Below are 22,233 nucleotides of genomic sequence, written 5' to 3' on the forward strand. Positions count from 1 at the left end.
TTTCAGCTTTCCGGCAGGTTGGTGCCAAGCTCTTCCGCCAGCGCCAGAACCTTTGCGTCATGGGGCATCTGCACGGCGAGAGACCTCAGCAGGTCCGCCGCTGCCTCCTGTCTTCCAAGATCCGCCATCCAGCGGATGCGGGCGAGCGTCAGGTCCTTGCGCCAGCGCTTGGGCAGAGCGGCAAGGCCGGGATGGCCGGCAATCTGCGCCTCGGCCTGTGTGATCAGGGCAAGGGCGGATTCCAGATCTGCGCGCGCGGCAGCTGCATCCGCCCTGAGGCGCAGGAGGCCAATGTGGTCCGGGGCGAGGCCTGCCAGATGCAGAAGATCTGCTTCCTCGGGCACGGCGCCTTGCGCGAAGAGTTCGGCGGCCTGCGAGAAGCCGGCATGAAACGCGGGCGGCAGCGGCTGCAGCAGATCACGGGCGGCCAGTTCCGCCGCCGGATCGCGCTCAAAGGTGCGGATGATCTTGCGGATGACGTTCAGCGCATAGAGGTGGTCATGGCTGGCATGGCAGGATGCCAGTTCATACACGTGGACACCAGCCATCGCCGGGACCTCTGCCTTGCGGCTCAGCACCCGCGCCGCACCTGCCGCATCTGCGGCATCGAAATGGCCGAAGTAGAGATGCAGCGGATGGGCGGGCGGGGTTTCCAGCCGCGCGAACTCCGGTGCAAGCGCCAGTGCCTCTGCCGGTGTGCCGGGTGAGGCAAGGCCATAATCCGCGCTCTGGGTGCCGGGCCGTCCGGGCTCCAGCTCCGGACCGAAGCTGTGCACCTCACCATCTCCCCGGCGCAAGCCCGCCGCCAGCGCCGCATGGCCGCCCATGGACGAGCCATAGTGGATGATCCGCGAAGGCTTTGCCTGTGCAATGGCAGCATCAATCGCCGCATCGACTGCCTCCGTCTGCCCTTCATACCAGCGCCAGCGCAGGTCGTTGAGGAAGAGGCAGGCGTGGCGCGTGTCCATGAACAGCCGTTCCAGCCCGAACCGGCCTTCGGGCACGCGCACCTGCGAGTAGACGACGGCCAGAATGCCGCTCCCGCCGTTCTGCGGGCCAGATACAAACCGCTGCCGCAGACTCGTCTCGGGCGGTTCTTGGGAGCGTATGGGCTGGGGCATCTGTTCCATGGCCGCGACCCTTGCCCGGGCGATGTGCGGAAGGCAAGCGAAAGGTGGACTGGGACAGACAAGGCGCCATGGCAGCTTGCCGGCGAATCCGCAGCCCCTCCATCGTCATCCCGGCCCCCGAGCCGGGACCGGTGAGCCGGGGTACAAGTTGCTTGCCCCAAAAGGCATAACCGGGAAACCGTGGTTCACCGGCCCCGGATCTCCGCTGCGCTTCGTCCGGGGTGACGATGGAAAAGCTGAGGATTGAGCTCCCCCCCCCTTCAAATCTCCGGCCCGTCCCACAGCGTGCTCATGGCGCGGCGTTTGGGGTGGCGGGATTCGGAGAGGTGGGCGGTTTCGGGGTCAAGGCTGCACAGAGCGTCATACTGGGTCAGGAACACCTGGCCCGTAAGGTGCTGGGCGAAATCGGTGCGGTTCAGCCGGTCCATCACCGGGCCCTTCACCTCTGACAGGTGGAAGGTCACACCGGAATCCTTCAGCCGCCGGTTCAGCTCCTCAAGACTTTCGAAGGCGCTGGCGTCGATCACGTTGACGGCGGTGCACATCAGCACCACGTGGCGGATCGCCGGGCGCTCGGCCACCAGTTCCAGAATGCGGTCTTCCAGATAGCGGCTGTTGGCAAAATAAAGGCTCTCATCAACGCGGACGGTCAGCACCGTGCTGCCGGTCACCACCTTGTGGCGGCGCACATTGCGGAAGTGCTCCGTGCCCGGAACAATGCCGACGACAGCCATGTGCGGGCGGCTGGTGCGGAACAGATAAAGCAGCACCGACAGCACAACACCGGTAGTAACGCCTGTTTCCACCCCCACCAGCAAGGTGACGAGGATGGTGGCAGCCATGGCGGCAAAATCGCTGCGCGAATAGATGAAGGTTCGGCGGAGGGCCGGAAAATCCACCAGCGACAGAACCGCAACGATGATGGTGGCGGCAAGCGTGGCCTGGGGCAAATGGGCGAGCAGCGGCGTCAGGAACAGGGTGGCCAGTGCTATGCCCGCGGCGGTATAGGCGCCTGCCGCGGGGGTTTCGGCGCCTGCATCGAAATTGACGACCGAGCGGGCGAAGCCGCCAGTTACCGGATAGCCCCCAGAGATGGCCGAGGCCACATTGGACGCGCCAAGTCCGATCAGCTCCTGATCCGGCAGGATGCGCTGGCGCTTCTTGGCGGCGAGGGTCTGCGCCACGGAAACCGATTCCACGAAACCGATGACGGAGATGAGCAGGGCTGGGCCCAGAAGGTCCAGCCAGAGCTGCGCCTCGAAGGGTGGCAGCACGGGCTTGGGCAACCCGCCCGGAATATGGCCGACAAGCTTCACCCCCGCATCACCGAGATTGAAGGCGGCTGCGAGCGTGGTCGTCACGGCGACCGCTGCAACGGGACCCGCCTTGGCAATGCTGTCCGCGAGCCTTGGCTTCAATCCGGCACGGATCAGAAGCGGCTTCAGCCCCTTGCGCACCCAGAACAGGAAACCGATGGCCGGAATGCCGATGGCAAGCGTGATGAGATTGATCTGGCCCAGATTGGCGGCAAGCGATGAACCAATTTCCACCAGCGTGGTGCCGCCGCCCGGCACGCCGAGAATGTGTTTCAGCTGGCTGGCGGCAATCAGCAGGCCCGAGGCGGTGATGAAACCGGAGATCACCGGATGCGACAGGAGATTGGCGAGAAAACCGAGGCGGAACAGGCCCATAACGATGAGAATGAGCCCGGACAGGAAGGCAAGCGCAATGGCCGCGCCCAGATATTCCGCCGTGCCCTGCGCCGTCAGCTCACCCACGGCAGAGGCAGTCATCAGCGACACCACCGCCACCGGTCCGACCGCCAGCGCCCGGCTGGTGCCGAAGATGGCATAGGCCACCAGCGGCAGGATGGAGGCATAGAGCCCCACCTCTGCCGGCAACCCCGCCAGCAGCGCATAGGCCAGCGACTGCGGGATCAGCATGATCGTCACGATCAACGCAGCGATGAGATCATTCGTAGCCGCCGCCCGGTCATAGGTGCGGCCCCAATCAAGGATCGGAAGATAGCGCTGAAGCCGGTTCATTCAGGGTCTTTCTGGAGGAGGAGACGGAAGCGGAGAACAGGTCTTTGGCTGGCGCGGCGCCAAGATTGCTCCGGGCCGCGGTCAAGACGCTCGTTACCCCCTGAGGTTGGAACCGGGGCTCCCCCTCAAAGCCCGTTGACCGGAACCTTGAGGAAGGTCTTGCCGCTTTCGTCTGCGGGAGGGAGCTGGCCGGCGCGCATGTTGACCTGCAGCGAGGGGATGATCAGCTTCGGCATGTCAAGCTCGGCATCCCTGGCCGTGCGGAAGGCGATGAATTCCTCGCGCGTCTTGCCGCCGCCCACATGGATGTTATGCGCCTTTTCCTCACCGACGGTGGTCTCCCACTGGATGTCGCGGCCATTGGGGCCGTAGTCGTGGCACATGAACAGGCGCATTTCATCCGGCAGGGCAAGCACCTTCTGGATGGAATCATAGAGCGTGCCCGCATCCCCGCCGGGAAAATCGGCACGGGCCGAGCCGCCGTCGGGCATGAACAGGGTGTCCCCCACAAAGGCGGCATTGCCCATCACATGTGTCATGCAGGCCGGCGTGTGGCCGGGGGTGTAGATGGCAAAGCAGGTCATGCTGCCGACCTGATAGGCATCCCCGTCCTCGAACAGCCGGTCAAACTGGCTGCCGTCGCGCTGGAACTCGGTGCCTTCGTTGAAGATCTTGCCGAAGGTTTCCTGCACCACGGTGATCTGGCTGCCGATACCCAGATTTCCGCCCAGCTTGCCCTGGATGTAAGGCGCGGCGGACAGGTGGTCGGCGTGGACATGGGTCTCGATCAGCCATTCTACCCTGAGGCCGTTCTCCTCGACGAAGCGGATGATCTGGTCAGCCGAAACATAGCTGATCCGTCCGGCGGCATAGTCGATGTCCATGACGCTGTCGATGATGGCGCAGGCCTCGGAAGCCGGGTCCTTCACCACATAGCTGATGGTGTTGGTCAGCGGATCAAAGAAGGCGGTGACCTCAGGGCTCACCGTCATGTCAACCGGATAGGACTGCGTGCTCATGGTGTTCTCCTGAGGTCTCAGGTCATTTGCCGGATGCCAGCTTCGAATGCATCAGCTTTGGCTGCCTCTGCAGCGTGCCAATGGCACGGGCAGCCAGCATGCCCGCAACAATGGCAGCAAAGGCGATCCACGGCTCACTCTGGCCAAGCCCGAGCGCGGGCACAAGGCCGCCAGGGCAAAAACCGGACAGGCCCCAGCCGATGCCAAAGACGGCCGCGCCGCCGGTGAGCTTCAAATCGATATCCTTGCGGGTTGGCACCAGATAGCGCGGGGCCAGCAGCGGTGCGCCGCCCTTGCGGAAGAGGATCTGATAGCCGATGGCGGTGACGGTCAGGGCGCCGCCCATGACAAAGGCAAGGCTGGGGTCCCAGGTTCCGGCAATGTCAAAGAAGTTCAGGACCTTGGCCGGGTTGGCCATGCCTGACAGAAGGATGCCGAGGCCAAAGACGAGGCCGATCACAAAGGCAGAAACAATAAGCATGAGCCTCAGCCTCCGAGGACATGGCGGACAAGGAAGACGGTGACTGCACCGGTGGCCATGAAGGTCAGCGTGGCAGCGATGGAGCGGGCGGAGAGGCGCGACAGGCCGCAGACCCCGTGGCCGCTGGTGCAGCCGGAGCCGAAGGTGGCGCCGATGCCTACCAGAAATCCGCCGGCCACCAGTGCAAGTGTGGACACCGGTACGCTGATCTGCGGCATGCTGCCGGTCGCGGCCATGGCGGTGATGGGAGCGGCGATCATGCCGGCGATGAAGGCAATGCGCCAGCCCCGGTCACTTTCGCCCGAACCCGGCAGAAATCCGCCCAGAATGCCGGTGATTCCGGCAATGCGGCCATGTACGGCCATCAGGGCAACGGCGGCAAGACCGATGAGTGCGCCCCCTGCAAGAGACAGGAGCGGCGTGAATTCGGTTGGCATTCTGACCCTCTCTTCATATGCCTGAAGGCGGCCGAAAACAGCCGCTTGTTTCATACATAAGAAACTAGCCGGCCCATGCCAAGACGTATTTTCAATTAAATGAAACTACTGTGCCGTCAAAGGCAGAGAAGGGATCAGCGTTACCGCAGATCCATCCGGGCGCTGACGTTCAGCCGCCCCGGGCAACTGCAGGAAGGGATTGCGGTCCGCCGAAGGCGCGGCCTGTTCCGTCTTGGGGGCGGAAAACTCTCCCAGAGGATGCAGGATCTCTTCAGAAATGATGCCGCCAGCATAAAGAGGGGTGACGCCATTCCCGCTCCCGACAACAAAGCTTGTCGGCCACAGGCGCAGTACCTGACGGATATCGTCCTTCTTGTCAGGCGCATTGCTGTTGCGGATCATCACCAGGGCGGCATAGCGTCCATAATGGGTCCGCGGCAGGGCTGGCAGAACTTCTGCGCTCGTCTGGCCTTCGATGAAACCGGCTGCAGACCTTACGGTCCAGGCCGGAGCCTTTTGCCAGCCCTCCTGTTCCAGCCGGCCCGCAAGGGCGCCAAGGTCTCCGGCATATTGAACAATCAACGGCTCTTCATCATCACCGCTGAGTCCGATGCGGCGCGGTGCCACGCGCGTCCAGCCGCTGTCCAGCCATTCCGCTTCGCCCAGCACCTGCTCGCTCGCCACAGGGCTGTAGGTTGCTAGGGCTGCAGGCAGGTTGCGGGTGATGTGCCAGCCGCCGAAGACCACGAAGGCGCTTGCCACGATGGCCGCCAGCACGCCACGGCCCACCTTTTCGTTGTGGACATGGCCGAAGACGAAGGCAAAGGCGGCGACCATGGCGGTGCCGAACAGCAGGCCTGCCAGCACATCGCTGGTCCAGTGCACCCCGAGATAGACCCGGGAGAAGGCCATGGTCAGCACATAGATGGCGGTGATGGTGAAGATGCCGGCCTTGGACCAGGCCGAGCGCTCATGAGCAATCAGCACGGCAATGATGCCGAAGATGACGGTGGTGACCGTCGTGTGGCCGGACGGGAAGCTGAAACCGTGCACACCATCGCCAAAGGCATTGGGCCGGTCACGCACGACGAGAGCCTTCATCAGCGGCACGAACAGGGCCGTGGTGCTGACGGCGATGAGGAAGCCGGTGCCCCGGCGCCAGGCCTTGCGGCCAAACAGATAGGCCGCAACCAGAAGCGCAAAGATTGTCAGCAGAAAACCATCGCCGAGCATGGTGATGGGCACGAGGATGCGGTCACCCAGCGGCGAGCGCAGGCTCTCGAAAAGATTGCGGATCGCCAGATCCGCCTGGGTCAGGCTGTCGCCCGGCGTCAGCTGCGTCACCAGCCAGAAAAAGGCGGGCATGGTGATGATCAGCAGGAGCGCCGATGCCAGCATACCGGTGGAGCGGGGATGCTGCGGATCGAAGGAGCGGGCCACCCACTGCGAGACGGCGCCAGGACGGCGGGCAAACCAGCCGATGATTGCGCCGTGAGTGCCTGCAAACAGGGGCATGATGATCTGGATGAGCCAGCGGCCCAGCATGATCACGACGAAAAGAATGACGCAGAGCACGCCCAGCATCACCGCCAGGCGGCCGCTGACCTCACCGATGGCACTCAGCGCCGTGCCGGCAATGAAGCCGGGTCCGAGGTGCGAGACAGCCCAGGCGATGGCAGAGGTGACATTGACGAAGGTGAAGTACCAGGCGTCCATGCCCACCATGCCGGCAATGCCCGGCACGACGGATTTCACCCCCGGCACGAACCGGCCGATGAAGACGCTCTTGCCGCCATGCAGGCGGAAGAAGGCCTCGCCGCGCTCCATGATGCTCTTGTAGCGGGACAGCGGCCAGACATTGCGCAGCCGGTCCTTGTAGAAATAGCCGACCCAATAGGAAATCGCATCGCCTGCAATGGCGCCGAGGGTGGTCCAGATGAAGATCGACACCGGATCGAGCTTGCCAAGCCCGGCGAGCGCGCCCGCACCGACCAGAACCACGGTGCTGGGCACGAAGAGGCCGACAATGAAAAGGGCCTCGCCCATGGCGATGAGGAAGCAGATGAGCCCGGCCAGCTCGGGGTTATCCCCCAGGAACGTGACGATCTGATTGAGATACTCGGTCAAGAACGGCTTCCACCTGATCGCAACACTTTAAGGCTGGCGCGAAAGGTCTTGGGTTTCGCGTACCGGAGCCGCCTGCATATAAGTATCGGCCTATGTGCTCAACAGGTATCTAGCACCAGAAAGTTTCGGCAAGGTGCATGCGGTTTCAGCAAGATGCAAGAAGCAGCTCCTGCGCCTGCCGGTGCACGGGCGGTGTCTGCTGCGCAAGCGTCTGGTCGATGCAGCGGCGGATACGGCGGAAATACTCGCTGCAGGCGGCAAGGCTTTCGGGACGGCTGTCAGCCTCGCAGGCCGCCACCTGCCAGAGGGTACGGCGCGGGTTACCCGGCCAATCCGGCTGATGCCCGCCAGCCACACTGTCCGTCAGCGCCACCACCCGGTCGGGCTGCGGCGCATGGGGCAGCATGAAGATGTCCCAGCTCTTGGGCTCAAGGCCCTGCGCGTCCAGCCCATGATCCTGCAGCAGGCGTCGCACCAGCGGATGCAGCGCCCCGCGCGGATTGGGCCCGGCGGAAAAGGCACGGATCCCCTGCGGCGCAAGGCTGTTCAGATAAGCTTCGGCCAGCGGCCCGAGAAGGGCGTTGTCCGGACAAACGAAAAGCACAGTCGACGGGGTCATTCCAGGCCTCTTCGAATCATCGCCCCTTGGGCGCCTGTTTAGTCAGATGACACTACGGACGTGTGACAGCGGCAGTCCGTGCAAACCCGGACAGGGTGCGGCAGAGCAGGATGAGTTCAGCACCATCCCGCCGGCTGATAGCCAGACGATGTCCGGGCTCTGAACAGTGCCCAAAAGAAAAATGCCCCGGAAGCGGTCTTCCGGGGCAGGTGGCGTCTGACCTCAGGGGGTCTGAGGCGGGGAGGAGAGGGTGGCAGCGCCGATGGCCTGCTTGATGCGGGGGATGGAGGCTGGAGCCATGCTGAGCTCGCGCACGCCGGCATCGAGGAAAATCTGAAGCAGGCTTGCATCGGAGGCTGCCTCGCCGCAGATGCCGCACCAGATGCCATGCGCCTGTGCCGCTTGCGCCACCATGCGGATGGCGCGCAGAACAGCCGGATGGTTCGTCCGGCAGAGGCTGGCGACGGACGGGTTCATCCGGTCGGCAGCCATGACATACTGTGTGAGATCATTGGTGCCGATGGAGAAGAAGGCTGTCACTGCCGCGAGGTCATGAGCGATGAGCGCGGCGGCCGGCGTTTCCACCATGGTGCCGAGATCAAAGCTGCCGAAAGCCTTGTCCTCTGCTGTCAGTTCGGCTTCACAGACTGCGATGAGCTGGCGGGTTCCTTCGATTTCTGCCGGATCGCTGACCATGGGCAGCATCACCTTGAGATCACCATAAGGGGCCGCGCGCAGCAGCGCCCGCAGCTGCACCTTGAACAGGGCCGGATTGGCAAGACAGAGCCGGATGCCGCGCAGGCCAAGGAAGGGGTTTTCCTCCTGCGGCACCGAAATGCCGCGCACCGGCTTGTCGCCGCCAATGTCGAGGGTGCGGATCACCACCGGATGGCCGGGGAACGCCTCCAGCACCGTGCGGTAAGTGGAAAACTGTTCTTCCTCATCCGGCAGGGCGGTGCGCCCGAGGAACAGGAATTCGGTGCGCATCAGGCCGACGCCCATGGCGCCATATTCTTTTGCCAGCTCAATGTCCTTCACCGAGCCGATGTTCGCGGCCACGATGACCGGTGTGCCATCGCGCGTGACCGGCGCAACATCCCGGAGCGCGGAGAGCCGCTCTGCCTCGGCTCGGGCCTGCGCGCAGCGTGCCTTGAAGGTCTCCGCGACATCCGATGACGGGTCCGGGTAGACCAGCCCCGATGTGCCATCGAGCGCTACCGTCCGTGCTGCGGCGAGCTTGTTCTCCGGATCAGCAACACCGAAGACGGCGGGAATGCCGAAAGCCTTGGCAAGGATGGCCGCATGGCTGGTGGCCGAGCCATTGCGGCAGATGAGGCCACCGGTGCGGCGCAGGTCTGCAGAGCCAATTTCCAGCGCCGTCAGATCTTCCGCCACGACGATTGCCCCTTCCGGACAATCGGCAAGAGACACAGGTTTCAAGCCGTTGACGGCAAGTGCCAGCAGCCGGGCCACCGCATCCATGTCTTCGGCGCGGGCGCGGGCGTAAGGATCGGAAAGGGCGGCGAGCGCTTGCGCTGTCTCGCGGCCGGCGGCCAGAATGGCGGTGATGGCCGGTTGACCGTCAGCCACATGGGCGGCAATGGCTGCCGCCCAGTCTGCGTCTTCTGCAAGGCTGGCGATGGCGGTCAGAATGTCGCGGGCCTGCGGGGAAGCGGCCTGGGCGGCGTCCTCATGGATCTGCCGAAGCAGCCGGACGCGGGCACCCTCAACTTTCTCCAGCTCTGCGCTGCGGGCTTCCGGCGGGGTGGGGCCTGCAGGAGCCTCCAGCGCGGGCTGGATGAAATGGAACACCGGACCGATGGCAGGTCCGCCACCCGTGCCGATGCCCTTGAGGGCGCCCGCGGGCCTTTCACCAGCGGCAAGTGCGAATTCCCCGGCTGGTGCCTGGGAGGCGCCGCTGGCTATAGAAGCAGACGGTGCAGCCGCTTCATGCGCGGCGCCGCCTGAGAGAAACCCGGAGATGGCGGACAGCGCTTCGGCGGCATCCGGTCCGCTGGTGCGCAGCTCTACCTCGTCACCTTCCTTCACGCCCAGCAGCAGCAGCTTCAGCGATGAGCGGGCCGGAGCGGTCTGCGTTCCGGCACCGATCACGATCTCTGCCTCGAAGCCCTTGGCAAGGCGGACGAGCTCGGCAGCCGGACGGGCATGCAATCCCCCCTCGACGCCAACGCGCACGCGCTTCATCGTCTCCATCGGTCCTGTTCCGTCTTCTGATCTTTGCGTCCGCTCAACCTGCGAGGATCTTGGCGATCTTCTCGATTTCTGCTTCCCGGCCAATGCCGGTCAGAAAGGCGAGGGTGACGATCGCGGGCTTGGGCAGGTTGGGCGGCAGCGGCGTGGTGGAGACGACGAGATCGGCCTGATCGATCAGACTGGGCACCTCGGTTGCCTTGCACTGACGGGTCTCGATGCGGATGCCACGGGCGGCCATGGCTTCTTCCAGGCTGTTGGCCACCACGGTGGATGTGGCGACGGCGGTGCCGCATGCCACGAGAACGGTCTTGGTCTGCGCCATCAGTTTCCTCCTGTTGTTCTTCTGCGTTCCTCAGGCTGCGTTCAGCAGCGCCCGTGCGTCCTGCGGGTCGGATGCCTCGATCAGCTTGCGGATTCGCGCCCCATCCTGCAGCAGTCTGCCGATGGATTGAAGCATGCCGATCTGTTCATCCTTGCTCTTCAGTGCCAGAGCGAAGACCACCTGCACGGCCAGCTGATTGTCCGGGTCATCCATGCTGGCAAAGGCAACAGGTGCCGCCAGCGTGGCGATGGCAATGCCGGAACGGATGACATGCTGCGGGTCAGTGTGAGGCACTGCGACAGCCAGTCCGTCTTCCATCGGCAGGCCGGTGGGCATCACCTTCTCCCGGTCGATGACCGCCTGCACATAAGTGTCGGCAACAAGGCCCTTGTCCCTGAGGTGACCGGCCAGAAGGCCGATCACCGAGGTTGCATCCTGTGCCTGCGTCTTGAGGAAGATACCGTCCTCAACCACGCAGTCTGCAAGGGATTGCGTCATGCATTCGCTCCTTTGGAAGCATCATCTTCGCCGCCTGCCAGCTTTTCGAGTGCGGTACGCTTGCTGACGAGGGCGAGAAGGGCGGCAGCGGCACAGATGCCTAGGATCACCAGCCCGATGATGCCGAAGACCTGCACCAGTTCCACCGTTGCCCAGGCCAGCCAAACGAAGCCGTCACCGATGGCCGTGATCTGCGAGGCGCCTGCGGGCATCGCAAAGCCGGAAGAGACTGCCGCCTTGGTGAAGAGCGGGGCGAGCGAGCCGGCCATATAAAAACCGATGCCCAGCGTGATCGTGCCGATGATCACCATGCGCAGCACATTGCCCCGCACGATGGGCGCGGCCAGTGCCACGACGAAGGGGATAACGGCCAGATCGGCGAAGAGAATCACCCGGTTACCCGGCAGCACCACAGACAGGAGAATGGCGATCGGCACCAGAAGCAGCGAACTGGAGATGGCCGCCGGATGGCCGATGAGAATGGCCGAGTCGAGGCCGATGTTGATCTGGCGGTTACCGGCGCGCTTCTGGACGAAGTCGCGCGCGGCTTCCGAAACCGGAATCAGGCCTTCCATCAGGATCTTCACCATGCGCGGCAGCAGCAGCATCACGGCGGCAAGGTTGATGCCGGTCTTAAGCACCTTGGTGATCATGCCGGCGATGTCTTCCGGGTTCCAGAAGCCGATGGTGCCCAGCACCACGCCGATGACGAGACCCAGCACCACCGGCTCACCCAGCACGCCAAGGCGCTCCTGAATGTGATCGGTACTGAGGTCGATGTCGCGCAGGCCAGGGATGCGGTCGATGACCCAGTTGACCGCCACCGCGATGGGCAGGATCTGCACCGACAGGAGATGCGGCACCGAGACGCCCGGCAGGCCATAGAAACGCTGCACGGCCTTGGCGCTCCAGTCGGCGAAGATCAGGCAGATGACGGCAATGATGGCGGCAGCGGCAAGGCCCATGCCGAGCGAATTGGTGGCCGCGACCACAAGTGAGCCGACGAAGGCAAAGTGCCAGAAATTCCACACATCCACGTTGAGCGTGCGGGTCAGGCCGGCGAGCAGCATCACGACGTTGACGGCAATGCCGATGGGAATGATCCAGAGGCCGACCTGCGATCCGAATGCAATGGCGGCCGAAGACGGCCAGCCCACATCGACGATATCACGGGTGACGCCCGTGTTCGTGGCAATGGCCTGAGCCACCTCGCTGAGGTTGGTCCACATCAGGCCGATAACGAGATTGATGCCGATGAAGGCGACGCCGATGGTGACACCGGCGCGGAATGCCTTGCCCGGGCGAGCGCCCAGAACCACGGCAATGATGAAGATGATGACCGGCAGCAGAACCGTCGCACCCAATCCGTCGACGACAGTCTTCAGCCCTGACAACAGGCTATCCATGCTTTGCTCCTCCCAAGGTTCCGGCCAGAAATCCGGGCAGGCCCGGGACGGAAAGCTTTCGATGCGGCAGGCACTCTCCCTCCAGGATGCCTGCGGCGCTTTCCGTCAGCCTGATGCACGGCCGCCTTCTCCGGCAAAGGATCGGGCAAATGTGCATCTTATGCACTTTTGTCTAAACCCGGACGTGGATATGTGTCAAGTGTGCTGCTATTGAACATTTGTTCAGGTTGCCGCCGCGCCCATCCTGCATCATCAAGGTGTGGTGCAGCGCTGCTGGCGAAAGCTTCGAGGGAGGAAACATGGCAAGACCCAAGTCCGGTGATGACGATCTGGGCGTGCTCGCCGCATGGCTCTATTACGTCCATGGACTGGGGCAGGAACAGGTAGCCCGGCGGCTCAACCTCTCACGCACAAAGGTCACCCGGCTGCTGGCACAGGCCCGTGACACCGGGCTGGTGAAGATCTCCGTCGAACATGAAATGGCCGAAACCCTCGCACTCAGCGACTGGATCAGTCAGCGCTACGGCGTAGAGGAATGCGTGCTGACGCCGCCGCTGGAGGCTCAGTCCTCCGAGCCGGAGCTTGCGGAGCGGCTGGGGCGCGAGTCGGTCGGCATTGCTGCCAGCAACTATCTCTCCCGCATTCTGCTGAGCACGCCGGACATGATACTCGGGGTGGCCGGCGGGCGCACCATTGCCCGCATGGCCGATGCCATGCGCCAGCTTTCCAAGAGCGATTGCCTCGTTGTGGCGATGATCGGCGCCTCGTCCATCGATGACGGGGTGAGTTCCTATTCCGTGGCCCTGCAGCTGGCAGCGACCATTGGCTGCCCGGCCCGCACCCTGCCCCTGCCGAGCCACGTGGGCAGCCCGCAAACGCGCCAGACACTGGAGCAGGACCCGGTGCTGCGGGCAATGCTGGACAAGGGCGAGACGGCAACACTCAATCTGCTGAGCTGCGGCGGCGTGCAGCCGGGCGGCACTTTCTTCCGGCTGGCGGGGATCGGAGCGGCAGAGGTTGAGGCCGCCATCCGCGCTGGCGCCGTCAGCGAGATCGGCGGCTTTCTGCTGGCCGCTGATGGCAGTCTGGTGGATTGTGCTCTCAACGAGCGCCGCGTCGGCATCTCTTTCGAGGCGCTGAAACGCGGCACCAATGTCATCATCGCTTCCGGCGCCCGCAAGACCGAGCCGCTGAAGGCGGTGATGAAGGCAGGCCTTGCCCGCACCATCATCATTGACCAGGAAATCGCCCAGGCACTGGCCCGCAAGGGGGCGTGAAAAGGGTCTGAGGCACCCGCGCTGGGACGAAGTCCGCTCCTGCGGGAGGAAATCCGGCGGGTCAGCCCGCCGGATCCGGCATCACACGTCCAGATTGGCAACGCTGAGGGCGTTGTCCTGAATGAACTCGCGGCGCGGCTCCACCTCGTCGCCCATCAGCTTGGTGAAGATGTCGTCGGCCGCATCGGCCTCCTTGACCTTCACCTGCAGCAGCGAGCGGACGTTCGGGTCCAGCGTCGTCTCCCACAGCTGCTCCGGGTTCATCTCGCCAAGGCCCTTGTAGCGCTGCAGGCTGAGGCCCTTGCGGCCAAAGGCGAAGATGGTGGACAGCAGCGCCTGCGGCCCGCGGATCGCCGTTTCGGCATCCTTGCGGCGCAGAACGGCGGCCTTGCCGTAGATCTCGTTGAGATGGGCCGAATGGGCATCAAGGCGGCGGGCATCGGCCGAAGCCAGAAGCGCCGGATCAATGGTGGCCACCTCTTCCACGCCGCGCACGGTGCGGCGGAAGACAAGGGCGCCGTCATCGCGCACCTCGGCCGTCCAGCCCCGCTCGAATTCATCGGCGAGAATGTCGAGACGGCGGGCGATATAGGCAGCGGCCTGTTCGCCCTTCTCCCGGTCGTTGAGCGTATCGGGATTAAGCGCACCGGCGATGGCAGCCTGCTCCACGACCGAGCGGTCATAGCGCGAGTGCAGACCATCCAGAATGCCGCTGATGGCACGCGCCTGCTCCACCACCTGCCGCAGGTCCGCGCCCATGCGCACTTCGCCATTGGCAAGCGCTAGGGAGGTGTCTTCAAGGCCCGTACCGATCAGATAGTTCTCAAGCGCCGTCTGGTCCTTGAGATACTGCTCCGACTGTCCGCGCTTCACCTTGTAGAGCGGCGGCTGGGCAATATAGATGTAGCCGCGCTCGATCAGTTCCGGCATCTGCCGGAAGAAGAAGGTCAGCAGCAGGGTGCGGATGTGGGCGCCGTCCACGTCGGCGTCCGTCATGATGATGATCTTGTGGTAGCGCAGCTTCTCGACGTTGAACTCTTCCTTGCCGATGCCGGTGCCGAGCGCGGTGATCAGCGTGCCGATTTCGTTGGACGAGAGCATCTTGTCGAAGCGGGCACGCTCCACGTTGAGGATCTTGCCGCGCAGCGGAAGCACGGCCTGGTTCTCGCGGTGGCGGCCCTGCTTGGCCGAGCCGCCTGCCGAGTCACCCTCGACGAGGAACAGTTCGGCCTTGGAGGCGTCACGCTCCTGACAGTCGGCGAGCTTGCCGGGCAGGGAGGCGATGTCGAGCGCGCCCTTGCGGCGGGTCAGCTCACGCGCCTTGCGCGCCGCTTCACGGGCGGAAGCGGCTTCCACCACCTTGGACACCAGCGACTTCGCCTTGGCCGGGTTTTCCTCCAGCCATTCGGCCAGCGCCTGGTTGATGATGTTCTCCACCACCGGGCGCACTTCGGAAGACACCAGCTTGTCCTTCGTCTGGGACGAGAACTTCGGGTCGGGCACCTTGACGGAGAGCACGCAGGTCAGGCCCTCGCGGCAGTCGTCGCCGGTCAGTGACACCTTTTCCTTCTTGAGAAGGCCCGAACTTTCCGCATAGCCGGTAACCTGACGGGTCAGCGCACCGCGGAAACCGGCCAGATGCGTACCGCCGTCGCGCTGCGGGATGTTGTTGGTGAAGCACAGCACCTGCTCGTGGTAGCTGTCGTTCCACCACATGGCGACCTCGACGGTGATGCCGTCACGCTCTGCCGACATGGAAATGGGCGCGTCCAGCAGCGGGTGCTTGGCCCGGTCAAGATAACGCACGAAGGCTTCCAGACCGCCCTCATAAAACAGCTCGACCACGCGCGGCTCTACGCCGCGCTTGTCGGTGAGCAGAATACGTACGCCGGAGTTCAGGAATGCCAGCTCGCGCAGGCGGTGCTCCAGCGTGTCGAAATCGAATTCGGTCCTGGTGAAGGTCTCCGGCGAAGGCAGGAAGGTCACTTCCGTGCCCTTGCGGCCATTCGCCGGGCCAACCACCTTCAGGGGCGCCTCGGCATCGCCATGGCGGAAGCGCATGTAGTGCTCGTTGCCCGCGCGCCAGATACGCAGGTCCAGCCAGGTGGACAGCGCGTTCACCACGGAAACGCCCACGCCGTGAAGACCACCCGACACCTTGTAGGAGTTCTGGTCGAACTTTCCGCCCGCGTGCAGCTGGGTCATGATGACTTCAGCCGCAGAGACCCCTTCCTGAGAGTGCAGGTCCGTGGGGATGCCGCGGCCGTTATCCGTCACGGTGACGGAGCCATCGGCGTTGAGGGTTACGGTCACATGGTCGGCGTGGCCGGCCAATGCCTCATCGATGGCGTTGTCGACAACCTCGTAGACCATGTGGTGCAGGCCGGAGCCGTCGTCGGTGTCACCGATGTACATGCCCGGGCGCTTGCGCACAGCGTCGAGGCCCTTCAGCACCTTGATGCTGTCAGCGCCATATTCCTGTGCTGCAGAGCTTTCCGCAGACGGGGTGTTCTCGGGAATCGAAGTATCGCTCATCCGAATCAGTCACCATTCGGTCCAGGGGATCAAGATACCCTTATACGGCACTGGCCGGAGGGTTCAACCAACCCGGCCGAATGGCCGGGCCTTGGGGGTATGAACAGTGGAAAAACCATAGAAAACCGGCCTTTTGAGGGCGAGTGCTGCAGTGCAGCGGCAAGCCTGCGACCGCTCAGCTGCCCAGAAGGTGGATCTCGCCGCTGTCCGGCAGGGCCTCGAACAGGGCCTTGTCCGTGCCGGTCATGAAAACCTGGGCTTCAAGCGCCGTCAGACGGGCAAAGAGCGCCTCGCGCCGGCCGGGGTCCAGATGCGCCGCCACCTCGTCCAGCAGCAGGATAGGCGTCATGCCGGAGACGGCCGCCGTCAGGTCTGCATGGGCCAGAACAAGCCCGATCAGCAATGCCTTCTGCTCCCCCGTTGAGGCAAGCGCTGCAGGCATCACCTTGGCCGCATGGGTCACGGTCAGGTCACTGCGGTGCGGACCTGTGAGCGTGCGCCCTGCTGCCCGGTCGCGCGCCCGGCCTTCGCGCAACCGGCGGCGCAGCAGGTCTTCCTGATCGCTCGCTGCAAGGCCGGTGGCCTCGCTCTCGAACTCTCCATCCAGCACCAGCAGGGCGCGGGGGAAGGGCAGGCCAAGCTGGTCCAGCGCCTCGATCCGCCCCTGCAGCAGGCTGACTGTCTCGCGCCGGGCCAGCGCCAGCGCCACACCCAGCTCAGCCACCTGTGCCTCGATGGCTTCCAGCCAGGCCGGTGAACCGCCGTCTTCCAGCAGCTTGTTGCGGTGGCGCAGCGCCTTGTCGAAGTCATTCACCCGCCGCCCATGGGACGGATCAATCGACAGTGTAAGCCGGTCTAGAAAGCGCCTGCGGTCTCCGGCAGGCCCCGTGAAGAGCCCGTCCATGGCCGGAACCAGCCACAGTACCCGCAGATACTCCAGCAGCGCCTCGGAGGAGCGCGCTTCCGTGCCATCGATCCGCACCCGGCGGCCGCTGTCACCCGCCCCATATCCGGTGCCGAGCCGTGTTTCGCCCAGAGGACCGGTGATCAGCGCATTGACTGCAAACCCGCCCTCGCCGCCGCGCCGGGCAATATCCGGCAGGCTGGCGCGGCGCAGGCCGCGGCCCGCGCTCAAGAGGGAGATGGCTTCCAAAATATTGGTCTTGCCGATGCCGTTGTTTCCGGCCAGCGCTACAAGCTTCCGCTCCGGCGACAGGGCGAAATGCGCATAATTGCGGAAATCCGTCAGCGTGAGGCGCTCAATCGCCACCTGACTGATGCCAGTCATGGTGCCCCGTCATGGCAAGGGGGTGTGGCTGGAGGCACAGGCATAGGGGCAGCTTTTTCTCTCTTGCAAAGCCGCTCGGCCCGCCTCCCTCCGGCGGGGCTGCGTTTCCTCCGGCCTGACCAGAGCACCAACTCCTCTCCCCCCTTGAGGGGGAGATGCCCCCGGCAGGGGGCAGAGGGGGGTAGCGAACTGTCTGCTTGAGAGAGAGGCCCTGCTTTGCTGAAACGCTGCCACCCCCCTCTGTCTGCTGACGCAGACATCTCCCCCTCAAGGGGGGAGAGGGGCGCTGCGGCGAAAGAGAGCATCCGCTCCTCCTTGCGTCCGTATCAACAATTGCCCCCTCGCCGGGAGGGGAGAGCAAAGGCCCTGCCATAAGCCAGATGCAGCAGTGCGGGCACATGTCCGCAGCTGACTTGTGAACTCTTGTCCCGCTTAACCGCCCCTCACACACGCATCGGCATCAGCACGAAGAGGCTGTCGCCCGTGGCGTTGTCCTGAACAAGGGTGGGAGAGCCGGAATCTGCCAGGCGGAACAGGGCGGTATCGCCCGTCAGCTGGGCGGCGATATCCAGCAGGTAGCGGGAGTTGAAGCCGATTTCCATCGGCTCGGCATCATATTCGACGGCCAGTTCTTCCGTTGCACTGCCCGAATCCGGGTTGTTCACGGCAAGCACCAGACGGCCTTCCGACATGGACAGCTTCACGGCGCGGCCGCGCTCGGAGGAAATGGTCGACACGCGGTCCACCGCTTCCTTGAACTCGTCCCGGTCGACGCGCATTTCCTTGTCATTGTGCTGCGGAATGACGCGGCCATAATCCGGGAAGGTGCCGTCGATCAGCTTGGACGTCAGAACCACCGGCCCGTTGGTGATGCGGATCTTCGTGTCGGAGATCTCCACCGTCACCTCGGCCTCACGGTCCTCCAGCAGCTTCTGAACTTCGCCAACCGTCTTGCGCGGGACGATGATGCCCGGCATGCCCGCTGCACCCTGCGGTGCGGGCACTTCGGCCTGGGCAAGGCGGTGGCCGTCGGTGGCAACCGCGCGCACCATCTGGCCCTGATCGGTGGACACCGTGTGCAGGTAGATGCCGTTCAGATAGTAGCGCGTCTCCTCAGTGGAGATGGCGAACTGAGTGGTATCGATCAGTTTGCGGATCGCACCGCCTGCGAGCGTGAACTGGTGGGTGAAGGTGCCGGCGGTCAGATCCGGGAAATCCGTCTCAGGCAGCATCTGCAGCGCGAAACGCGAGCGCCCGGCCCTCAGTTCCAGCGTGGCGTTGTCGCTGGAGGTTTCCAGCACAACCTGCGAGCCTTCGGGCAGCTTGCGCACGATGTCATAGATCATGTGCGCGGGCACGGTCGTCGCGCCGGGCCGCTCGATCATCGCAGGCACCGTCTCCACGACCTCAAGGTCAAGGTCCGTGGCCTTGAGCTTGAGCGAACCCTGATCGGCGCGCAGAAGCACGTTCGACAGGATCGGGATCGTGTTGCGGCGCTCGACAACCCGGTGCACGTGGGTCAGGGACTTGAGCAGGTCGGTCCGTTCGAGGGTCGCTTTCATGCGCGTCTTCCGTGTACTCGTGACGGTCAGACCGGACGGCCTGACGCAGGAAACCGTAAGCTCCGGCAGGGCAGGAGCGGGGCATCGAACCTGCCCTTTATGGCCACAAAATGCAAGAGGGCGCCCGGTTGGACGCCCTCAAAACATCAATCTTCGCAAGGTGGGAGGCAGTTTCCCCCGCAATCCCACGCCTTTCACACAAGCCTTTCGGCTTATGCGTCCAGCATGCGCTTCAGCAGCTCCAGCTCCTGTGCCAGCGTGACGTCGGCACGGGCCATTTCCTCGATCTTGCGCACGGCATGCAGCACCGTGGTGTGATCGCGGTTGCCGAAGCGGCGGCCGATTTCCGGCAGCGAGCGCGGCGTCATGACCTTGGCCAGATACATGGCGATCTGGCGCGGACGCACGATGGTGCGGGTGCGGCGGGCCGACAGCAGATCGGCCTTCGTCACATTATAATGCTTGGAGACGATCCGCTGGATGTCCTCGATCTTCACCCGGCGCGGTTCGCTGGAGCGGATGAGGTCTCGCAGGGTCATCTCGGCCATTTCCTGCGTCACCGGCTGGTTGGTGAGCTGGTTATGGGCAACGAGGCGGTTCAGAGCGCCTTCCAGGTCACGGCCGGAAGACACCACGTGGCGGGCCACATAGTCCAGAACCGTGTCGGGAACGGAGAAGGCCGGGTAGGACTTCTTCAGATTGGCGACACGGGCCGACAGGATATTGCGGCGCAGGGAGAAGTCCGGCTCGTTGATGCCGACAACCAGGCCACCGGACAGGCGCGAGCGCACCCGGTCATCCAGCGTATCCAGCTCGGACGGCGCCCGGTCAGCAGCCACAATCACCTGACGGGCACCGTCGATGAGCGCATTCAGCGTGTGGCAGAACTCCTGCTGCACCTGCTTGCCATGCAGGAACTGCATGTCGTCGATGAGCAGCAGGTCGATGCTGCGCAGGGTTTCCTTGAAGGACAGAGCCGACTGGGCCTTCAGCGCCGCAACGAAACGGTACATGAAGTGCTCGGCGGTCAGATAGAGCACCTTGCGGCCGGAAGCGCGCGCCTTGGCGGCAACAGCCTGCATCAGGTGGGTCTTGCCGAGGCCGACCGAGGCGTGAAGATAGAGCGGATTGAAGGTGACGGCGCCTCCGGCGGCGACCTGCTTGGCAGCAGCAAGCGCCAGACCGTTGGACTCGCCCTCGACAAAGGTCTCGAACGTGTATTTCGGATCGAGCGCTGCACCCTGCAGCACGTCGCGGCTGCCCATGTCGGCTTCGGCGCGGGCAAGAGCGGCGGTGGCGGCCTGCGCAGCAGCGACCGCATTGGTCGGCTCACTCAGCGAAATCGGACGCGCCTCAACGGCAGCCGGCGCCACCGGGCGGGCGGGCGCGGACAGGCTGCTGCTGCTGGCCATCGGCATCTCGACCTGACGGGGGCGCATGGCGCCGCGCACGGTCAGTTCAATGCGATGCACGTTTTCGCATTCGCGCTTCCAGAGGCCCATCAGCCGGTCACGGTAATGAGACTGGATCCACTGCTTCAGAAAGCGGGTGGGCACGGACAGACGCACGGTGCCGTCTGCATTTTCTTCCAGGTCAACGCGTGCAAACCAGCTGGAGAAGACGTCATCGCCCAGCTCGGCCCGCAGGCTTTTTTTGACGCGGTTCCATTGTTCAGCGCCCATATCTTCCTGAACTTGCATGTCGCCTCGCCTCTCGTTCGTTCCGGAAAGCAGTCCGCCACAGCCGCTTTCCCGTTTCATACGGTCAGGACGCGCAGGGGCGGTCCTGTGTTTTAAGAACGACAGAAACCTTCCGGAACCAGGGAGGTGGTCCCGTTGGGCCTGCCAGATTATTTCAAGAAGGATCCTAGCTTTGGATCCAGGGAAGGCCGCAGGCCTTCCATCCGCCGGCATTGCCCCGGTGACTGGCCCCGTCAAGCGGGCCCTCGAAACCATCGGCAATGTTGAAGCACGACCCGTATCCTGCCTGCGTCATCGCAATGGCTGCATTCAGGCTCCGGGCGCCGGAGCGGCACAGAAAATAGATCTGAACCGTTTTGTCCAGTCCTTTCCGCTCCAGTTCGGCCGAAAGTGTGGCAACGAAGTCCGGAACGGGTGAACCGGCCGGAAATCCCTGCCATTCGGCAAAGACAACCTCCTTACCAAGGGCTCGGAGATCAGGTACGCCGACGAAATTCCATTCGGCCCGGGTACGCACATCAACCAGCACAGTATTAGGGCTGGCAGTCAGCGCCTCATAGGCCGCCTTGACGTCGACGTCGCCCGCATAAGGCATAGAATTCGACAAATGACCCCCTTCGCAATATCGTGTATTGCGCACCACCGATACCAAAATCTGAGGAGAAATTTGGGCTTAGAAGAGCTCGATATTCGTTGGATCCGTAGAAACAACATTGCCGCGCAAGGAAACTATTTCTGAACTCTGCCAGCTATGTCTCTTTGCCTGCCTTGCCATTTTTTTGATCCACGTTTTGCTGTGTTTTTTATTTAAATTTCGAGCTTGCCCCGATGGATTGAACATACACAGGCAGCCGGAACGCGGCAACAGTTGCCTATTAACAAAATGGCCGCAGGCGGCTTTTCCGGGCCATCAGATTAACGCCTTCGTGAACGGCTTCCGGGCCAAATCCGTTCTGACTCAAGGCCTTTTCTTGATGTGCTCAGGGGGGCCCAACAGGCTGGCACTTCTCCAAAAAAAAACTTCGCCACGTACTTGACTCAGGTTGAATCGGGCGAGGGATGCCGGGCCCATGCCGACATGCCCGTAACTATTTGAAAAATATAAGAAAAAAGTGACAAAGTCCGGCATGAGTATTTGCCGGTATACAGTGATAGTTTTATCGTGAGAATTTTTTCATACGCCGTTCAGGCAACAAAAAACCCGGCCTTTCGGGCCGGGTTTTGAACATCCCGTAACGGGCAGTATCAGGCCTGAAGGGCCTTCACGCGGGCGTTCAGACGGGACACCTTGCGCGAGGCGGTGTTGCCATGAACGACGCCCTTGGAAGCAGCGCGCATCAGCTCCGGCTGGGCAGCCTTGAGAGCTTCGGTAGCAGCGTTGTAATCGCCGGAAGCAATGGCTTCCTCGACCTTGCGCAGATAGGTGCGCACGCGGCTCCGCCGTGCCTTGTTAACAGCCGTCCGGCGGGCAATCTTGCGGGCCGCCTTGGTGGCCGAGGGAGTGTTGGCCATTGGCTCAATCCTGGTCCGAGTGTGAAACAAAAATTCCGTAGAACATCAGAGCGGCAGACAT

The 22,233-nt window shown here is 63.6% G+C and carries 18 protein-coding genes; 1 reads left to right on the forward strand and 17 read right to left on the reverse strand.

All coding sequences use genetic code 11. The features are described from left to right. Window positions 1-2: 2 nt before the first annotated feature. The 11 genes from V6L75_RS06605 to V6L75_RS06655 all read right to left on the reverse strand — a co-directional run bounded on the left by V6L75_RS06605 (window position 3) and on the right by V6L75_RS06655 (window position 12,298). Complete coding sequence (locus V6L75_RS06605; protein ID WP_334250726.1) at window positions 3-1,130, reverse strand: hypothetical protein; 1,128 nt, start codon at window positions 1,128-1,130, stop codon at window positions 3-5. 260 nt (window positions 1,131-1,390) lie between these two features. Next, entirely contained in the window at window positions 1,391-3,175 is a 1,785-nt protein-coding gene (locus V6L75_RS06610; protein ID WP_334250727.1) for a SulP family inorganic anion transporter, read from the reverse strand. 125 nt (window positions 3,176-3,300) lie between these two features. Beyond that, window positions 3,301-4,194, reverse strand: coding sequence for an MBL fold metallo-hydrolase (locus tag V6L75_RS06615; protein ID WP_334250728.1), 894 nt, complete (start codon window positions 4,192-4,194; stop codon window positions 3,301-3,303). A 22-nt stretch (window positions 4,195-4,216) separates the two neighbouring features. Next, window positions 4,217-4,675 carry a YeeE/YedE family protein gene (locus V6L75_RS06620; RefSeq protein WP_334250729.1) on the reverse strand — a complete coding sequence of 153 codons (459 nt, stop codon included), beginning with the start codon at window positions 4,673-4,675 and terminating at the stop codon, window positions 4,217-4,219. 5 nt (window positions 4,676-4,680) lie between these two features. After that, window positions 4,681-5,112, reverse strand: a complete 432-nt coding sequence (locus V6L75_RS06625; protein ID WP_334250730.1) for a YeeE/YedE family protein — start codon at window positions 5,110-5,112, stop codon at window positions 4,681-4,683. 105 nt (window positions 5,113-5,217) lie between these two features. Further along, window positions 5,218-7,239, reverse strand: coding sequence for a bifunctional DedA family/phosphatase PAP2 family protein (locus V6L75_RS06630; RefSeq protein WP_334250731.1), 2,022 nt, complete (start codon window positions 7,237-7,239; stop codon window positions 5,218-5,220). A 145-nt stretch (window positions 7,240-7,384) separates the two neighbouring features. Continuing rightward, window positions 7,385-7,858: an arsenate-mycothiol transferase ArsC gene (locus V6L75_RS06635; RefSeq protein ID WP_123193204.1), complete on the reverse strand. Its 474-nt coding sequence runs from the start codon at window positions 7,856-7,858 to the stop codon at window positions 7,385-7,387. A 222-nt stretch (window positions 7,859-8,080) separates the two neighbouring features. Further along, window positions 8,081-10,072, reverse strand: a complete 1,992-nt coding sequence (gene ptsP / locus V6L75_RS06640; protein WP_334250732.1) for a phosphoenolpyruvate--protein phosphotransferase — start codon at window positions 10,070-10,072, stop codon at window positions 8,081-8,083. A 34-nt stretch (window positions 10,073-10,106) separates the two neighbouring features. Continuing rightward, window positions 10,107-10,394, reverse strand: coding sequence for a PTS sugar transporter subunit IIB (locus tag V6L75_RS06645; protein ID WP_019964237.1), 288 nt, complete (start codon window positions 10,392-10,394; stop codon window positions 10,107-10,109). A gap of 30 nt (window positions 10,395-10,424) precedes the next feature. Further along, window positions 10,425-10,892, reverse strand: coding sequence for a PTS sugar transporter subunit IIA (locus V6L75_RS06650; RefSeq protein WP_334250733.1), 468 nt, complete (start codon window positions 10,890-10,892; stop codon window positions 10,425-10,427). Next, on the reverse strand, window positions 10,889-12,298 hold the full coding sequence (locus V6L75_RS06655; protein ID WP_334250734.1) for a PTS galactitol transporter subunit IIC: 1,410 nt from the start codon (window positions 12,296-12,298) through the stop codon (window positions 10,889-10,891). The genes V6L75_RS06650 and V6L75_RS06655 overlap by 4 nt, the downstream gene beginning before the upstream one ends. A 299-nt stretch (window positions 12,299-12,597) precedes the next feature. Here V6L75_RS06655 and V6L75_RS06660 point away from each other — a divergent pair, with 299 nt between their 5' ends. Beyond that, window positions 12,598-13,575: a sugar-binding transcriptional regulator gene (locus tag V6L75_RS06660; protein WP_334250735.1), complete on the forward strand. Its 978-nt coding sequence runs from the start codon at window positions 12,598-12,600 to the stop codon at window positions 13,573-13,575. Window positions 13,576-13,656: 81 nt separating this feature from the next. Here V6L75_RS06660 and gyrB read toward each other — a convergent pair whose 3' ends face one another. From gyrB to rpsT, 6 genes are all read right to left on the reverse strand, one after another. Further along, entirely contained in the window at window positions 13,657-16,110 is a 2,454-nt protein-coding gene (gyrB, locus tag V6L75_RS06665; RefSeq protein WP_334250736.1) for a DNA topoisomerase (ATP-hydrolyzing) subunit B, read from the reverse strand. Window positions 16,111-16,285: 175 nt separating this feature from the next. Continuing rightward, window positions 16,286-17,398: a DNA replication/repair protein RecF gene (recF, locus tag V6L75_RS06670; RefSeq protein ID WP_334250737.1), complete on the reverse strand. Its 1,113-nt coding sequence runs from the start codon at window positions 17,396-17,398 to the stop codon at window positions 16,286-16,288. A gap of 443 nt (window positions 17,399-17,841) precedes the next feature. After that, window positions 17,842-18,960: a DNA polymerase III subunit beta gene (gene dnaN / locus V6L75_RS06675; protein WP_334250738.1), complete on the reverse strand. Its 1,119-nt coding sequence runs from the start codon at window positions 18,958-18,960 to the stop codon at window positions 17,842-17,844. A gap of 212 nt (window positions 18,961-19,172) precedes the next feature. After that, entirely contained in the window at window positions 19,173-20,660 is a 1,488-nt protein-coding gene (gene dnaA, locus V6L75_RS06680) for a chromosomal replication initiator protein DnaA (protein WP_334250739.1), read from the reverse strand. 166 nt (window positions 20,661-20,826) lie between these two features. Then, window positions 20,827-21,255, reverse strand: coding sequence for a rhodanese-like domain-containing protein (locus V6L75_RS06685; protein ID WP_334250917.1), 429 nt, complete (start codon window positions 21,253-21,255; stop codon window positions 20,827-20,829). 650 nt (window positions 21,256-21,905) lie between these two features. Continuing rightward, complete coding sequence (gene rpsT / locus V6L75_RS06690; RefSeq protein ID WP_019964246.1) at window positions 21,906-22,172, reverse strand: 30S ribosomal protein S20; 267 nt, start codon at window positions 22,170-22,172, stop codon at window positions 21,906-21,908. Window positions 22,173-22,233: the final 61 nt, after the last annotated feature.

It is taken from the genome of Pannonibacter anstelovis (genome assembly GCF_036881715.1).
GTDB classification, from domain to species: Bacteria; Pseudomonadota; Alphaproteobacteria; order Rhizobiales; family Stappiaceae; genus Pannonibacter; species Pannonibacter anstelovis.

What these genes read in the sequence shown, in the direction of transcription:
- V6L75_RS06625 (WP_334250730.1), bottom strand. Translation starts at nt 5,112, where the DNA reads ATGCCAACCGAATTCACGCCGCTCCTGTCTCTTGCAGGGGGCGCACTC.
- V6L75_RS06685 (WP_334250917.1), bottom strand. Translation starts at nt 21,255, where the DNA reads ATGCCTTATGCGGGCGACGTCGACGTCAAGGCGGCCTATGAGGCGCTG.
- dnaA (WP_334250739.1), bottom strand. Translation starts at nt 20,660, where the DNA reads ATGCAAGTTCAGGAAGATATGGGCGCTGAACAATGGAACCGCGTCAAA.
- V6L75_RS06655 (WP_334250734.1), bottom strand. Translation starts at nt 12,298, where the DNA reads ATGGATAGCCTGTTGTCAGGGCTGAAGACTGTCGTCGACGGATTGGGT.
- V6L75_RS06615 (WP_334250728.1), bottom strand. Translation starts at nt 4,194, where the DNA reads ATGAGCACGCAGTCCTATCCGGTTGACATGACGGTGAGCCCTGAGGTC.
- rpsT (WP_019964246.1), bottom strand. Translation starts at nt 22,172, where the DNA reads ATGGCCAACACTCCCTCGGCCACCAAGGCGGCCCGCAAGATTGCCCGC.
- ptsP (WP_334250732.1), bottom strand. Translation starts at nt 10,072, where the DNA reads ATGGAGACGATGAAGCGCGTGCGCGTTGGCGTCGAGGGGGGATTGCAT.
- dnaN (WP_334250738.1), bottom strand. Translation starts at nt 18,960, where the DNA reads ATGAAAGCGACCCTCGAACGGACCGACCTGCTCAAGTCCCTGACCCAC.
- V6L75_RS06605 (WP_334250726.1), bottom strand. Translation starts at nt 1,130, where the DNA reads ATGGAACAGATGCCCCAGCCCATACGCTCCCAAGAACCGCCCGAGACG.
- V6L75_RS06650 (WP_334250733.1), bottom strand. Translation starts at nt 10,892, where the DNA reads ATGACGCAATCCCTTGCAGACTGCGTGGTTGAGGACGGTATCTTCCTC.
- recF (WP_334250737.1), bottom strand. Translation starts at nt 17,398, where the DNA reads ATGACTGGCATCAGTCAGGTGGCGATTGAGCGCCTCACGCTGACGGAT.
- V6L75_RS06660 (WP_334250735.1), top strand. Translation starts at nt 12,598, where the DNA reads ATGGCAAGACCCAAGTCCGGTGATGACGATCTGGGCGTGCTCGCCGCA.
- V6L75_RS06645 (WP_019964237.1), bottom strand. Translation starts at nt 10,394, where the DNA reads ATGGCGCAGACCAAGACCGTTCTCGTGGCATGCGGCACCGCCGTCGCC.
- V6L75_RS06620 (WP_334250729.1), bottom strand. Translation starts at nt 4,675, where the DNA reads ATGCTTATTGTTTCTGCCTTTGTGATCGGCCTCGTCTTTGGCCTCGGC.
- V6L75_RS06610 (WP_334250727.1), bottom strand. Translation starts at nt 3,175, where the DNA reads ATGAACCGGCTTCAGCGCTATCTTCCGATCCTTGATTGGGGCCGCACC.
- V6L75_RS06635 (WP_123193204.1), bottom strand. Translation starts at nt 7,858, where the DNA reads ATGACCCCGTCGACTGTGCTTTTCGTTTGTCCGGACAACGCCCTTCTC.
- gyrB (WP_334250736.1), bottom strand. Translation starts at nt 16,110, where the DNA reads ATGAGCGATACTTCGATTCCCGAGAACACCCCGTCTGCGGAAAGCTCT.